Raw genomic sequence first — 13,904 nt, 5'->3', positions numbered from 1 at the left:
CCTCAGTACACGTACTCCATCAGCTCGACGCCCAGCACGCGGAAGGCGTCGTGCGCGCGCAGTCGGTGGGCGATCGAGAGGTCGTCGAAGTTCACGATCAGCGCGTACGAGATCCCCGCGCGGGGCCCGCCGAGCACGCCCGCCTCGGCGCGGACGCCCGGGGCACGCCCCGTCTTGTTGATGAACAGCAGCCCGTGCTGGTCGTTCTCGTGCGCGAAAGGATCGAGGCCGGTGGCGGATGCCACGAGCGAGAGGTCGTGGTTCAGGCTCAGCCATTCGGCGACCTGGGCACTCACCCCCGGCGAGACGACGGTGGAGTTCACGAGCCCCGCGAAGACCTGGGCCATCTCGCGGGCCGTCGACAGGGCGAGATGCGGGGCGTCGTCGGGACCGCGGTCGTCACGGAAGCGGTCGAGCAGGGCCGTGCGACGCAGCCCGAGCTGCTCGACCCGCGCGCGCACGGACTGCAGACCCACCCGGTGCAGCAGGGCGTTGACGGCGAGGGCGTCGCCGGACGACGCGGCGAGCATGGCCACGTCGGTCAGGGGCAGCGCCGGGGCTTTCAGGTGCTGCCAGACGCCGCCGTGTGCGGCGCCGTGCACCGATGCGCGATCGATGATCTCGAGCGGGTCGAGGCGCCCCGATTCGAACGCGGCCGCCGCTTCGATGAGCAGGGGGACGACGCCGAGACCTCCGACCGGCAGCGTGACGAAGTCGTCGCCGGCGAGCACCTCGGTGGAGCCCCCGTCGAGGTCGTCGATGCGCACCGACACCTTCGCGCCCGACGCGGCGAGCTCGTCGAGAGAGCGCAGGGTCGCCGTGAACGACCGGCGACCCGCCGCCGCGCGGCGGGGCAGTCGCTTGGGCCCCTTGCGTCCGGCCCCCCGGAGGGCCGGGGCGTCGCGTCGAGACGACTCCACCGGCCCGCCGACGGGATCGGGCAGGGCGGGCTCGGGAACCGGGGGCATGCCCACGAGCGTGGCTCCTTCCGCGTCAGGAGAGCAACAAACGCGACCTCACCAGATGGTGACGCGCTGGTCTGCGTCGAGCCAGAGGGCGTCGCCCTCGGTCACCTCGAACGCTTCGTAGAACGCGTCGATGTTACGCACGATCTGATTGCAACGGAACTCGTTCGGCGAGTGAGGGTCGATCGTGAGCAAGCGGATGGTCTCGGCGTCGCGGCCCTTCTGCTGCCAGATCTGCGCCCAGCTGAGCAGGAGCCGCTGGATGCCGGTGTACCCGTCGACGACCGGGCCGTCGAGGTCGGTCTCGCCCTGGCTCTCGAGGAACAGGCGGTATGCGGCGATCGCGATGCCCAGCCCGCCGAGGTCGCCGATGTTCTCGCCGATGGTGAGCGCGCCGTTGACGTGGTGCTCCTCGCTCAACCCCTGGGGGACGAGGGCCTCGTACTGGGCGATCAGGGCCTTGGTGCGCTCCTCGAACGCCGAGCGGTCGGCATCCGTCCACCAGTCGCGAAGCGACCCGTCGGCGTCGAAGCGGCTGCCCTGATCGTCGAAGCCGTGGCCGATCTCGTGACCGATGACCGCTCCGATGCCGCCGTAGTTGGCGGCCGCGTCGCGATCGGCGTCGAAGAAGGGGTACTGCAGGATCGCCGCGGGGAACACGATCTCGTTCATGAGCGGGTTGTAGTACGCGTTGACCGTCTGCGGGGTCATGTACCACTCGTCGCGGTCGATCGGCTGGCCGACCTTGGCGAGCTGGCGGTCGTGCTCCCAGACGTGCGCCCGACGGACGTTGCCGACGAGGTCGTCCGCGGTGATCTCGAGCTCCGAGTAGTCCTTCCAGCGGACCGGGTAGCCGATCTTCGGCACGAAGGTGTCGAGCTTGGCGAGGGCGCGCTCGCGGGTCTCGTCGGTCATCCACGACAGGCCCTGGATCGAGCGGCGGTACGCCTCGATCAGGTTCGCGACGAGACCGTCCATGGCATCCTTCGCCGCGGGCTGGAAGTGGCGCTCGACGTACACCTTGCCGATCGCTTCGCCCAGGGCCGCCTCGACGAGGCTGACGCCGCGCTTCCAGCGCTCGCGGTTCACCGGCACGCCGGTGAGCTGGGTGCCGTAGAAGGCGAAGTTCTCGGCGACGAAGGCCTCGGAGAGGAACGCCGCGGCGGCGTGCACGATCTTGAAACGCAGCCACGCCTTCCAGTCGTCGAGTCGCTCCTCGACGAGCAGGGCGCCGAGCGACTCGACGAAGCTCGGCTGGTAGACGACGACCTCGGCGAGCGCGTCCTCGTGTCCGGGGGCGACCCCCGCGCGCCACGGCTCGAGGTCGACGCCTGCGAGGGCGACGGTGTCGTCCCACGACTTCAGGTTGTAGGTCTTGACCGAGTCGCGGCTGTCTTCGCGCGTCCAGTGGTGCGCGGCGATGTCGGTCTCGAGGGCGAAGGTGCGATCGGCGGATGCCGCGGCCTCGGCGACCCCGGCGAGTTCGAGGATGCGCTCGATGTGCGCGCGGTAGGCCGCGCGGGTGTCGGCGAAGTTGTCGAGGCGGTAGTAGCTCTCGTCGGGCAGCGAGATGCCGCCCTGGTAGACGACGGGCACGTAACGGGTCGGGTCGCCCGGGTCGGGCTCGACGAAGAGGGTCAGCAGGCCGCTGATCCCGTCGCGCTCGAGTTCGCCGATGAGCCGGAGGAGCGAGGGGATGTCGGAGACGCCGTCGACGCGGTCGAGCTGCGGGGCGAGCGGCTCGCGACCGGCGGCTTCGATGCGGTCGGTGTCCATGAAGCTCGCGAACAGGTCGCCGATCTTGCGGGCTTCGCTGCCCGGCTCGGCGTCCTGCGACTCCTGGACGATGGTGCGCACGTCCGCCTCGGCCTGCTCGGCGATGAGGTGGAACGAGCCCCAGCGGGCCTTGTCGTCGGGGATCTCGGTGCGCTCGAGCCAGCTGCCGTTCACGTGGCGGAACAGGTCGTCCTGCGGGCGGATCTCGTCGCTGAGCTCGTCGAGCGCGAGACCGGAGCGGGGGATGTCGGTCATGGAGACAGGATAAGTGCCACACATCCACGGGGGCTCGGAACGGCCCTCCGCGCCGCGGGTGCGCCGCCGCGGCGGTGTCGCGACCCCGCCCTAGGCTCGGACCGTGACCACCCATCCGCCCGAGACGCTGAACCGCTCGATCCTGCGGCTCGCGCTGCCGGCCCTGGGCGCGCTCATCGCGGAACCGCTGTTCCTCATCGTCGACGCGGCGATGGTCGGCCACCTGGGCGTCGCTCCCCTCGCCGGACTGGGCATCGCGGGCGCCGTCCTGCAGACGATCGTCGGGCTGATGGTGTTCCTCGCCTACTCGACCACACCCGCGGTGGCCCGACGCTACGGCGCCGGCGAGTACGGCCGCGCCGTGCGCGTCGGGATCGACGGCATGTGGCTGGCCCTGTGCCTGGGCGCGTTGTTGGCCGCGGCCGGTTCGCTCGTCACGCCCGCGGTCGTCGATCTGTTCGGCGCCGCCCCCGATGTCGCCGAGAACGCGCGCACCTACCTGGCGATCTCGATGTGGGGTCTGCCGGCCATGCTCGTGGTCTTCGCCGCCACCGGGCTCCTGCGCGGCATGCAGAACACGGTCACCCCGCTCTGGATCGCCGGCCTGGGCTTCGGCGCGAACGCCCTCCTCAACGCCCTCTTCATCTACGGCTTCGGCTGGGGAATCGCCGGGTCCGCGATCGGCACGGTCGTCGCGCAGTGGGGGATGGTCGGCGCCTACGTGCTCGTCGCACGGCGACTGGCGCGGGTGCACACGGCATCCCTCGGCTTCCAACGCGAAAGCCTCGGCGGCACGGTGCGCTCCGGCGGGTGGCTGTTCCTGCGCACGGTCAGCCTGCGCGCCGCGTTCCTGGCCACGGTCGCCGTCGCCACGGGCCTCGGCTCGGCGGAGCTGGCCGGCTGGCAGATCGCGTTCACGATCTTCTCGACCGCCGCGTTCGCGCTCGACGCCCTCGCGATCGCCGCTCAAGCACTGATCGGCCGTTCTCTGGGTGCCGCCGACACCGTGACGGTGGGGCGGGTGCTCACCCGCACGAGCGCGTGGGGCATCTGGTTCGGCGTGGCGGTAGGGGCGGTGCTGGCGGCCACCTCGGGCGTCATCGGCGTGGTCTTCACGGGCGATGCCGAGATCGCCGCGCTCATTCAGCCCGCGTTGCTCGTGCTCGCGCTCGCCCAACCGCTGGCGGGGTTCGTTTTCGTGCTCGACGGCGTTCTGATCGGGGCCGGCGACGCGCGCTACCTCGCTCTCGCCGGGCTGCTGAACCTCGTGCCGTACGTTCCGGCGTTGGTCCTCGTGGCGCTGTTCGCGGGCGGCGGCGCCGTCGGCCTGGCGTGGCTTTCGGCGGCGTTCTTCGGGGTCTACATGGTGGCGCGGGCGCTCACCCTCGGGCTTCGGGTGCGCGGCCGGTCGTGGATGAGCGCGGGCGACGCCGCCTGAGGCGGCCTCACGGTGGGCGCGCACCGCGCGGACATCCGCCCGACGCGTTCGGGCGCGGGTCACGCCCAGCGGCGGCACCACTCGTACATGATCACGGCGGCGGCGGACGCTGCGTTGATCGAACGGGTCGATCCGTACTGCGTGATCTCGACGACCCCCGTGGCCGCCTCGATCGCCTCGGGGGACAGTCCCGGCCCCTCCTGACCGAAGAGCAGGACGCAGGCCTCGGGAAGGTCGGCGCGATCGACGGGCACCGACCCCTCGACGTTGTCCACCGCAATCACCGGCAGCCCCGCCTCGCGCGCCCAGGCGGCGAAGGCGGCGACGTCTTCGTGGTGGCGCACGTGCTGGTACCGGTCGGTGACCATGGCGCCGCGACGGTTCCAGCGGCGCTTGCCGACGATGTGCACCTCGGCCGCGAGGAAGGCGTTGGCGCTGCGAACGATGGACCCGATGTTGAGGTCGTGCTGCCAGTTCTCGATTGCGACGTGGAACGGATGCCGCTTCGCGTCGAGGTCGGCGACGATCGCGTCCATGCTCCAGTAGCGATACTCGTCGACCACGTTGCGGGTGTCGCCGTTCTCGAGCAGGTCGCGGTCGTAGCGCGGGTCGTCGGGCCACGCGTCCGCGCCCCCGGGCCACGGGCCCACGCCGTGCGTGGGGGGCGCTTCCTGCGGCGACGCCGGGCCGCCGGCATCCGTCGATCGGGGCTCGGCGGCGTCGCCCTGCGACGGCGGGGGGTTCTCGGCATCCGTCACCGTTTCAGGCTACTCGCGGTGCGGTGGCGACCTCGTCTCGACGGCACTGGACGGTCGGGGCGCGCGCCGCGCTTTCCGCGACATCGCACACTTTTCGGCCAACCGAAAAATTGCTACGGTTTCGGGGTGCCGAAAACATCGGATGCCGCGCCCCGCCGCCGCGCGCCGCAGCGCGCTCTCTGGCTGCTCGGACCCGCGATGGTCGCCGGCGTCGCGTACCTCGACCCGGGGAACGTCGCGAGCAACATGACCGCGGGGGCGACGTTCGGCTATCTGCTCGTGTGGGTCGTGGTGCTCGGCAACGTCATGGCGTGGCTGATCCAGTACCTCTCGGCGAAGCTCGGCATCGTCACAGGAGAGAGCCTCCCCCAGGTGCTCGGCCGTCGGATCCGTCACCCATGGACGCGACGCGCCTACTGGCTGCAGGCGGAGCTCGTCGCGATGGCCACCGACGTGGCCGAGGTCATCGGCGGTGCCGTCGCGCTGCATCTGCTGTTCGGCATCCCCCTCGTGTGGGGCGGGGCGATCACGGGGGTCATCTCGATGGGCCTGCTGCTCGTGCAGACGCGGCGCGGGGCGCGGGCCTTCGAGACTGTGCTGATCGGCCTGCTACTCGTGATCGCCGTCGGCTTCACGTTCGGCCTGTTCCTCGCGCCGCCCGAGCCCACCGGAGTGATCGCCGGTCTCGTGCCGAGATTCGAGGGCAGCACCTCGGTGCTGTTGGCGGCCTCGATCCTCGGGGCGACGATCATGCCGCACGCGATCTACGCGCACTCCGCTCTCGCCCGCGACCGTTTCGCGCCCACCGGCGACCCCGCCGACCCCTCGGGCGGCATCGCCGCGGCGCACGCCCACGCACCGGAGTCGGCGATCGCCCAGAGCCGCGCCGACACCCTCGCGCACGCCCGGGGCATCTCGACCCCCCGTCTTCTGCGCGCGACGCGCTGGGACGTCACGATCGCCCTCGCCGTCGCCGGCACCGTGAACCTGGCGATCCTGCTGCTCGCCGCGGCGAACCTCGCCGGCGTCGACGGCACCGACAGCCTGGAGGGCGCCTACGCGGCCCTGCGTGACGGACTGGGCCCGCTCGTCGCCACCCTGTTCGCGGTGGGACTGCTCGCGAGCGGTCTCGCCTCGACGTCCGTGGGCGCCTACGCGGGCGCCGAGATCATGCAGGGGCTGCTGCACGCGCGCATCCCCCTGCTCGCCCGCCGCCTCGTGACCCTCGTGCCGGCGCTCGTCATCCTCGGCCTCGGCGTCGACCCCACCCTCGCGCTCGTCCTCAGCCAGGTCGTCCTGTCGTTCGGCATCCCCTTCGCGCTCGTCCCGCTCGTGGCCCTCACCCGTCGACCCGACGTGCTCGGCGAGTACCGCAACCGGGGGCTGACCACGGCGGCCGGAGTGCTGGCATCCGTCTTCCTCATCGCCCTCAACGCCCTGCTCCTGTGGCTGGTGTTCACCGGCGGATAGGCTGACGGAGTGGAATCGCCCGTGGCCGACGACTATCTCAAGGCGATCTACCACCACACCGAGTGGCAGGACAATCCGATCACGCCCTCGCAGCTCGCCGCGGTGCTGAGCCTCGCACCGTCGAGCGTGACCGAGATGGTCAAGAAGCTCGCCGCGCAGGGGCTCGTCACACACCGGCCGTACGGACCGGTGTCGCTGACGACCGCGGGCGGGCGACGTGCGGCGGGCGTCATCCGTCGCCATCGTCTCATCGAGACCTGGCTCGTGCGCGAATTCGGCTACTCGTGGGACGAGGTGCACGACGAAGCGGAAGTCCTCGAGCACTCCCTCAGCGACCGTCTGCTCGAGGGCATCGACGAGCGGCTCGGCCGCCCGCGTTTCGATCCCCACGGAGATGCGATCCCGGATGCCGACGGCTCGGTGCACCGCGAACCCTTCGTGCTCCTCGCCGAGGCGCCGGCCGGGCACTCGGGTCGGGTCCTGCGCGTGAGCGACCGCGATCCGGAGCTGCTGCGGGCCCTCGTGGAGAACGGCATCGACGTGGGGCATGAACTCGAGGTGCTCAGCGACGACGTCGTGCGCGCCGACGGCGTCGAGGTGTCGTTGCCCGCGGGGGCGGGGAGCTCGGTCTGGCTGACGCGCTGACACGCGTCACCGGGGCGAGCTGAGCCCTCTCACCGAGATCGAGTGAAGCCCCGGATTCAGGATGCCGCGCGTCGGGCCCGATCGAACGGCCACCGCACGTGCGTCGCCGTCTCGCACGCGCGCCACAGGTCGGCGCCGAGCTCTCCGCCGCGCGTCCGACGAGCGGGGGTCGCCACTCGCGGTGCGCCCCGCGCGACCAGCGCCGGTCCGTACATCGAGCCGCCCTCGGCGAGAGGGTCGACGAGCGCGCGGACGAGCGCCCAGGCCCCCTGCTCTTTGGACTGCGTGATCGGGGCCTGCAGGTTGTCGAGGAAGCGGGTGAGACGACTCGGCTCGTTGACCCCGCGCACTCCGCGGGTCCGGCCGCTCGTGGAGTACCCGGGGTGCGCGACGAGGCTCTCGACCGGGACGCCGTGAGCCATCAGGCGCTTCTGCGCCTCGAGCGCCAGAGCGGTCGTCGCCGCCTTCGACTGCACGTACGCGCGCCAGGGCGAATAACCCTCACGCAGTTCGGGGTCGGTGGGGACGTGGCGCCACAGCGAGGTCGACATGCTGCCGACCCACACCATGCGACCGCGCGCAGCGGCCAGGGGCTTGAGCAGCTCGCCGGCGAGCGCGAAGTGCCCGAGCACGTTGGTCGCGAACACCAACTCGTGGCCGCCGGCGGTCTCGCGCTCCTTGGGCGGGTGGACGATGCCCGCGTTCAGCAGCAGACCGTCGAGGCGCCCGCGCGCGCGGGCCGTGGCAGCGGCGGCACGCACCGAGCCCATGTTGCTGGTGTCGAGCAGCAGCGTCTCGATGCTGGCATCCGGAGTCGATCGCTTGATCGCGGCCTTGGCCGCGGACATCTTGTTGGGATTGCGCCCCGTCAGCAGCACATGGGCTCCGGCGCCGGCGAGCTGCTCGCAGGCGAAGAAGCCGAGCCCGCGCGTGGCGCCCGTGACCAGATAGGACCGCCCGGAGAGGTTCGGGAGGTTCTCGGGGTCCCATTCGGTTCGCGTCACCCTTCGACCCTAACGAGATCGAGCCCGTCCGTCACGGGTGCATTCCGCAGACGGAATACCGCCCGACGAAAAGTTTTTCGCGACCTCGCGTGACGAATCCCGCTCGGGGTGCGTCTCCTCTGTGAGCAACCCGCTCCGTCGCGACGAGATACTCCCGCCGCCGACGCCGACACGACAAGAAGGAGTCAGATCATGGGTCTCGACGACAAGATCAAGAACGCCGCTCAGGACATCGTGGGCAAGGCGAAGGAAGCGATCGGCAACGCGACCGACAACGACAAGCTCGCCGCCGAAGGCAAGGCCGACCAGGTCAAGGCCGACGCCAAGAAGGCCGGCGAGAACGTGAAGGACACCTTCAAGTAAGTCGGCTTCCGCGGACGGGCGGGCCACGACTCCGGTCGGGCCCGCCCGCGCTCGTTCACGGGGAAATCACCCCCTGGGAGCGTGTCGATGGCCGGGTCTAGGCTGGGCCCCATGCGGACCCGAGGCGACATCGAGTGCTGGCTGACCGATATGGACGGCGTTCTCGTCCATGAGAACACGCCCATCGCCGGAGCATCAGAGTTGCTCGCGCAGTGGCGCTCCGAGGGCACGCCGTTCCTCGTACTGACGAACAACTCGATCTACACCCCGCGCGATCTCAGCGCCCGTCTGCGGGCGTCGGGGCTCGTCGTCCCTGAGTCGTCGATCTGGACGTCGGCGCTCGCCACGGCCGACTTCCTGAAGTCGCAGATGCCCGGCGGCTCCGCCTTCGTCATCGGCGAGGCGGGGCTCACCACCGCCCTGCACGAGGCGGGCTTCATCATGACCGAGACCACCCCCGACTACGTCGTCGTGGGCGAGACCCGCAACTACTCGTTCGAAGCGATCACGAAGGCGATCCGCTTCATCCGCGGGGGCGCGCGGTTCATCGCGACGAATCCGGACGCCACGGGCCCCTCGACCGAGGGAGTGCTGCCCGCCACCGGAGCCATCGCGGCCCTGATCACCAAGGCCACGGGCAAGGAGCCCTACATCGTCGGCAAGCCCAACCCGATGATGTTCCGCTCCGCCCTCAACCGCATCGGCGCCCACAGCGAGAACACCGGCATGATCGGCGACCGCATGGACACCGACATCGTCGCCGGCATCGAGGCGGGCCTGCACACGGTGCTCGTGATGACCGGCATCAGCGACCAGCGCGAGATCGAGCGCTACCCGTTCCGCCCCGACGAGATCCTGGGCTCGGTCGCCGAACTCGTGCGCGCCGAACCCGTCGAGACCGATCTCGCCGACGGCGAAGAGGGCCTCGAAGCGGGACTCTGAGCCCGAGGAGACCACATCATGGACGACCGCACTCTCTGGCTGATCGTCGCCTTCGTCATCACGGCGGGAACACTCGTCGCCTTCATCGTGCAGTGGCGCCGTTCGCGTCGCGGCGGCAGCGGTCGTCGCGACCCGTTCGATGGGCCGGGAGACGACGCGCCCTGAGCACGGCTGTCGCGCCGTTCGGGGCGGCGCGGGGTCGGCATCCACCCCCTGATCGTCACGAGAACAGGGCGTGTCACCGCGACAGGACGAGTCGCGCGGAATCGGCCTGTTCTCAGCGCACCTGCCTGTTCTGGCGACGCGGCGGGCTTACTGCGGGGCGAGGCCCAGGTCGTCGAGGTCGATCGACCCGAGCCACTGCAGGCCCTCGGCCTCGATCGCGGCCTGAGCGCCGGTCTTGCGGTCGACGATCACGGCGACGGCGACGACCTCGGCACCCTCGCGGCGCAGGGCCTCGACGGCCTTGAGCGCCGACTGACCGGTGGTCGAGGTGTCTTCGACGACGACGACGCGCTTGCCCTTCACATCGGCGCCCTCGATCTGGCGGCCGCGGCCGTGGTCCTTGGGCTCCTTGCGCACGACGAACGCGTCGAGCGGGCGACCGGCGTGCACCGACTCGTGCATGACGGAGTTGGCGATGGGGTCGGCGCCGAGCGTGAGTCCGCCGACGGCGACGACGCCGTCGAGGTCTTTCACCAGGTCGAGCACCAACCGGCCGATCGCGGGAGCGGCGCGGTGGTCGAGGGTGAGCTTGCGCATGTCGACGTAGTACGTCGCCTTCTTGCCGCTCGAGAGGGTGAAGTCGCCGTGGAACACCGCCTCGTCCTTGATGAGGCCGATGAGGGCCTGACGGTCGGCTTCGAGCTCGGGCGTGGAGGCGGTGGTCACGGCCCCGAGTTTAGTGCTCCATACGGATAACGCCGGGGTCACCCTGGCCGCCGATGTCGGCGGCCGAAAGTAGGCTGGATGCCATGCGCCTGGCCACCTGGAACGTCAACTCCATCCGTGCCCGCGTCACCCGCACCGTCGAGTTCTGCGTGCGCGAGCACATCGACGTGCTGGCGATGCAGGAGATCAAGTGCAAGACGGAGCAGTTCCCGTACGCGGCGTTCGAAGAGGCCGGGTACCACGTCGCCGCGCACGGCCTGAACCAGTGGAACGGCGTCGCCATCGCGAGCCGTGAGCCCCTCGAAGACGTCGAGATCGGCTTCCCCGGCATGCCCGGGTTCGAGAAGGGCAAAGAGGGCCCCGACCTGCCGCAAGAGGCGCGCGCGATCGGCGCGACCGTCAACGGCGTGCGCGTGTGGAGCCTCTACGTGCCCAACGGGCGCGGGCTCGACGACCCGCACTACGTCTACAAGCTCGACTGGCTCGACAAGCTGCGCCAGTACACGGCCGACACCCTCGAGAAGAGCCCCGATCTGCCGCTCGCGCTGACCGGCGACTTCAACATCGCCCCGACCGACGACGACAACGGCGACCCCACGGTCGTCGAGGGCGCGACCACCCACGTCTCCCCGCCCGAGCGCGAGGCGTTCCGCGCCTTCGAGGCCGCCGGCCTCACCGACGTCGTGCGTCCGCTGATCCCCACCGGCTACACCTACTGGGACTACAAGCAGCTGCGCTTCCCCCGCAACGAGGGCCTGCGCATCGACTTCATCCTCGGCTCGCGGGCGTTCGCCGACGCGGTGCACGGCGCCGAGATCCACCGCAACGAGCGCAAGGGCGAAGTCCCCAGCGACCACGTGCCCGTGGTCGCTGACCTCGACCTCTCGGGCGCCGACGACGAGGACGACCTGCCGATGATCTTCGGCTGAGCGCCGCCGCAGCGGCATCCGGAAACTCTTTTCCGCACCCTGTCGATTCCTTCGGTGCCCATTCGACGCGATAGTAGGGGAACGGTTCCCCGGAGCACCGACGAGAGAAGACGACGATGAAGTACATGCTGATCATGCGCGGCACCGACGAGGCGTACGCGGAGTACAAGAAGATCCCGTTCGAGCAGGTCATCAACGAGATGGGCGCGTACAACGAGTCCATGGTCAACGCGGGGGTGCTCGTCGCCGGCGACGGCCTCGCCGAAGACATGAGCAAGAACTTCGTCGTCGAGTTCGGCGGTGAGGAGCCGGTCGTCACCGACGGCCCCTACGGCGAGACCCATGAGCTGTTCAACGGCTTCTGGATCATCGAGGTCTCCAGCAAGGACGAGGCCGTCGAATGGGCGCGACGCGCGCCTCTCATCGCGGGCAACACGCTCGAGGTGCGCCGCGTGACCGACGAGACCGACTTCGCGGCCTTCGCCGACAACGAGTACATCCAGAAGGAAGAGGGCTGGCGCGAGGAGCAGGCCGCGCGCTGACCCGACGTGACCGACGACCTCTCGCGACGCGTCGCGGCGATCTGGCGCATCGAAGGCGCCCGCATCGTCGCGACGCTAGCGCGCGTGGTCGGTGATCTGCCCACCGCCGAAGACCTTGCGCACGACGCTCTGCTCGAGGCCCTGGCGCAGTGGCCCCGCGAGGGCGTGCCGCACAACCCCGGGGCCTGGCTCACCGCTGTCGCGAAGCGCCGCGCGATCGACGGGTGGCGTCGCGAGCGGGTGCGCGGCGAGAAGTACGAGCTCATCGGCGCCGATCTCGACGAGCTGGCGGATGCCGTGTGGCAGCCCATCGACGACGACGTGCTGCGCTTGGTGTTCACGGCGTGTCATCCGGTCCTCGCGCGCGACGCGCAGGTCGCGCTGACCCTCAAGGTCGTCGGTGGTCTCGACACGGAGGCGATCGCACGGCTCTTCCTCGTACCGGTCCCCACCATGCAGCAGCGGATCGTGCGCGCCAAGAAGGCGTTGAGCGCGGCCGGGGCGCCGTTCGAGGTGCCCGAGCCCTCGGAGTGGCCCGCTCGACGGACCGCCGTGCTGGCGGTGATCTACCTGATCTTCACCGAGGGCTACGCCGCGAGCACCGGTGACGCGGTGCTGCGCACCGAGCTCGCGCACGAGGCCGTGCGGCTGGGGCGCGTGCTCGGTCGTCTGCTCCCCCGCGAGCCGGAAGTGCTCGGGCTGTCGGCGCTCATGGAGCTGCAGGCGTCGCGCTTCGCCGCCCGCGTCGATGCGAACGGCGATGCCGTGCTGTTGGCCGACCAAGACCGTCGGCGCTGGGACCGGTCGGCGATCGCGCGCGGCAGGGCGCTGCTCGAACGCGCCGAAGCCCTCGGGCGAAGCGCCGGGCCGTACCAGCTGCAGGCGTCGATCGCGCTCTGTCACGCCGAGGCCCCGAGTGTCGACACCACGGATTGGCCGCGCATCGTGCAGCTCTACGACGCGCTCGGTCGGCTCGGAGCCAATCCGGTCGTGGCGCTCAATCGCGCGGTCGCGGTGGCCATGGCATCCGGTGCCCTCGACGGCCTCGCGGCCGTCGACGCGCTCTCGGCGACCGGGAAGCTGAAGGGGTCGCACCTCATCCCGTCGGTGCGCGGTGAGTTGCTGTCGCGCCTGGGGCGATCGGCCGAGGCGCGCGCGGAGCTGCTCGCCGCCGCCGGGCTCACGCGCAACGAGCGCGAGGCGGCGCTGCTCCGACGCAAGGCCGAGGCGCTGGCTCTCAATTCCGACGGACAGTCGGAGGGGTAGGGCCGGTCCTTCGAGCGGGAACCCGGCGCGCGCGAGGACGGGGCCGAGGGCGAACCCCCGACCCCGTCGCGAGAGGTGCCTCAGACGGCGGGGACCTCGGCGGGAGCGGTGCGCTTCGCAAGGGTCACGAGCGCCTCGATGATCGAGCGCAGGAACGCGGCCGTGCCCTCGTCGGTGACGGTGCCGTCCTCTTCGAACAGGCCGGGGGTCGACTGGATGTAGCCCTCGGGCTGACCGAGGACGAGCGCGTTGTAGTGCAGGAGCACGGCGCGCAGGTGCTGCTGGCCGGCGGCGGTGGCGATGCCGCCCTGCGAGGTGCCGATGACGGCGGTGGGCTTGTCGGTGAACGAGGCCTCGCCGTAGGGGCGGGCCGACCAGTCGAGGGCGTTCTTGAGCACGCCCGGGATCGAGCGGCTGTACTCGGGGGTCACGACGAACATGGCGTCGGTGTCTTCGATGGCCTTCTTGAAGTCGAGCGCGACCTGGGGGAAGTCGCCGTCGTAGTCGGGCGAGTAGAAGGGCAGGTCCTTGATCGGGACCTCCTTCAGCGTCACGCCCTCGGGGGCGACCTTCTCGAGCGCCTTCGCCAGACGGCGGTTGATCGAGGTGCTGGAGATGCTGCCGACGATGTAGCCGATCGTGTAGTCGGTCACGATGATC

Annotated in this window: 15 protein-coding genes; 9 read left to right on the top strand and 6 right to left on the bottom strand. The window is 70.6% G+C overall.

All coding sequences use genetic code 11. The annotated features are described in order from the left end of the window. Positions 1-2 precede the first annotated feature (2 nt). Together BLS25_RS05035 and BLS25_RS05030 are read right to left on the bottom strand one after the other, a co-directional pair. Positions 3-968, bottom strand: coding sequence for a serine hydrolase (locus tag BLS25_RS05035; RefSeq protein WP_074694815.1), 966 nt, complete (start codon positions 966-968; stop codon positions 3-5). A gap of 48 nt (positions 969-1,016) precedes the next feature. Beyond that, on the bottom strand, positions 1,017-2,996 hold the full coding sequence (locus tag BLS25_RS05030) for a M13 family metallopeptidase (protein ID WP_074694646.1): 1,980 nt from the start codon (positions 2,994-2,996) through the stop codon (positions 1,017-1,019). Positions 2,997-3,099: 103 nt separating this feature from the next. Between BLS25_RS05030 and BLS25_RS05025 the strand changes: the two genes are divergently transcribed. Then, a complete protein-coding gene (locus BLS25_RS05025) occupies positions 3,100-4,434 on the top strand; it encodes an MATE family efflux transporter (protein ID WP_056224671.1) in 1,335 nt (444 codons plus the stop codon). Positions 4,435-4,493: 59 nt separating this feature from the next. Here the strand turns inward: BLS25_RS05025 and BLS25_RS05020 are convergent, their stop codons facing one another. Next, entirely contained in the window at positions 4,494-5,084 is a 591-nt protein-coding gene (locus BLS25_RS05020) for a TrmH family RNA methyltransferase (RefSeq protein WP_256335547.1), read from the bottom strand. Positions 5,085-5,318: 234 nt separating this feature from the next. Here BLS25_RS05020 and BLS25_RS05015 point away from each other — a divergent pair, with 234 nt between their 5' ends. After that, on the top strand, positions 5,319-6,662 hold the full coding sequence (locus BLS25_RS05015) for an Nramp family divalent metal transporter (protein ID WP_074694644.1): 1,344 nt from the start codon (positions 5,319-5,321) through the stop codon (positions 6,660-6,662). Positions 6,663-6,671: 9 nt separating this feature from the next. Further along, positions 6,672-7,307, top strand: a complete 636-nt coding sequence (locus BLS25_RS05010; protein WP_056224675.1) for a metal-dependent transcriptional regulator — start codon at positions 6,672-6,674, stop codon at positions 7,305-7,307. A 56-nt stretch (positions 7,308-7,363) separates the two neighbouring features. On the opposite strand, the gene BLS25_RS05005 is transcribed toward BLS25_RS05010, so the two are convergent. After that, positions 7,364-8,311: an SDR family NAD(P)-dependent oxidoreductase gene (locus BLS25_RS05005; RefSeq protein ID WP_056224676.1), complete on the bottom strand. Its 948-nt coding sequence runs from the start codon at positions 8,309-8,311 to the stop codon at positions 7,364-7,366. Positions 8,312-8,503: 192 nt separating this feature from the next. On the opposite strand from BLS25_RS05005, the gene BLS25_RS05000 reads away from it, so the two are divergent. The 3 genes from BLS25_RS05000 (at position 8,504) to BLS25_RS16845 (ending at position 9,781) form a co-directional block, all read left to right on the top strand. Beyond that, a complete protein-coding gene (locus tag BLS25_RS05000; RefSeq protein WP_055832729.1) occupies positions 8,504-8,674 on the top strand; it encodes a CsbD family protein in 171 nt (56 codons plus the stop codon). A gap of 111 nt (positions 8,675-8,785) precedes the next feature. After that, positions 8,786-9,616, top strand: a complete 831-nt coding sequence (locus BLS25_RS04995) for an HAD-IIA family hydrolase (protein WP_056224678.1) — start codon at positions 8,786-8,788, stop codon at positions 9,614-9,616. Between the two features lie 18 nt (positions 9,617-9,634). Then, positions 9,635-9,781 (top strand): hypothetical protein, encoded by a 147-nt coding sequence (locus tag BLS25_RS16845; protein ID WP_176786312.1) that lies wholly within the window; start codon positions 9,635-9,637, stop codon positions 9,779-9,781. A 147-nt stretch (positions 9,782-9,928) separates the two neighbouring features. On the opposite strand, the gene pyrE is transcribed toward BLS25_RS16845, so the two are convergent. Continuing rightward, a complete protein-coding gene (gene pyrE, locus BLS25_RS04990) occupies positions 9,929-10,507 on the bottom strand; it encodes an orotate phosphoribosyltransferase (RefSeq protein ID WP_056224681.1) in 579 nt (192 codons plus the stop codon). A gap of 83 nt (positions 10,508-10,590) precedes the next feature. On the opposite strand from pyrE, the gene BLS25_RS04985 reads away from it, so the two are divergent. The 3 genes from BLS25_RS04985 (at position 10,591) to BLS25_RS04975 (ending at position 13,244) form a co-directional block, all read left to right on the top strand. Further along, a complete protein-coding gene (locus BLS25_RS04985; RefSeq protein ID WP_056224682.1) occupies positions 10,591-11,436 on the top strand; it encodes an exodeoxyribonuclease III in 846 nt (281 codons plus the stop codon). A 116-nt stretch (positions 11,437-11,552) separates the two neighbouring features. Continuing rightward, positions 11,553-11,978 (top strand): YciI family protein, encoded by a 426-nt coding sequence (locus BLS25_RS04980; RefSeq protein ID WP_056224684.1) that lies wholly within the window; start codon positions 11,553-11,555, stop codon positions 11,976-11,978. A 6-nt stretch (positions 11,979-11,984) separates the two neighbouring features. Next, positions 11,985-13,244, top strand: a complete 1,260-nt coding sequence (locus BLS25_RS04975; protein WP_074694643.1) for an RNA polymerase sigma factor — start codon at positions 11,985-11,987, stop codon at positions 13,242-13,244. 80 nt (positions 13,245-13,324) lie between these two features. Here the strand turns inward: BLS25_RS04975 and BLS25_RS04970 are convergent, their stop codons facing one another. After that, a complete protein-coding gene (locus BLS25_RS04970) occupies positions 13,325-13,897 on the bottom strand; it encodes an NADPH-dependent FMN reductase (protein WP_074694642.1) in 573 nt (190 codons plus the stop codon). Positions 13,898-13,904 lie beyond the last annotated feature (7 nt).

The sequence above is a fragment of the Microbacterium testaceum StLB037 genome, assembly GCF_900104345.1.
Lineage (GTDB): Bacteria > Actinomycetota > Actinomycetes > Actinomycetales > Microbacteriaceae > Microbacterium > Microbacterium testaceum_A.
This window is presented reverse-complemented; position numbering and strand designations above follow the sequence as displayed.